This window comes from Mycobacterium helveticum, from assembly GCF_007714205.1.
GTDB classification, from domain to species: domain Bacteria; phylum Actinomycetota; class Actinomycetes; order Mycobacteriales; family Mycobacteriaceae; genus Mycobacterium; species Mycobacterium helveticum.
Genome location: NZ_VMQU01000403.1, coordinates 1 through 265 on the forward strand (window position 1 = coordinate 1; position 265 = coordinate 265).

Annotated in this window: 1 protein-coding gene; it reads left to right on the plus strand. The window is 76.6% G+C overall.

What is annotated here, in order from left to right; all coding sequences use genetic code 11:
• The coding region (locus FPZ47_RS30350) for a hypothetical protein (protein ID WP_210420068.1) at positions 1 to 206 on the plus strand (206 nt) is incomplete at its 5' end.
• Positions 207 to 265 lie beyond the last annotated feature (59 nt).

Below are 265 nucleotides of genomic sequence, written 5' to 3' on the forward strand. Positions count from 1 at the left end.
GTGCCACCGGTACCGCCCTGGCCGCCGGCCTGCGCGGCGGTATTCGGGTCGCTGCTGTTGGTCCCGGTTCCGCCGGTCCCGCCTGCACCGCCCTGCCCGCCGTTCCCGCCGTCACCACCAGCACCCTGGATGCCGGGGGTGCCGCCGTTGGCGGCTCCGGCCGCCCCGCCGGCGCCGCCCTGACCGCCGTCGCCGCCGGCGCCTAAACAACAACGCGCCCCCCCCCCAGGCCGAAAAGTCGGTTTGGCGGGTGGGGGGGGAAAAA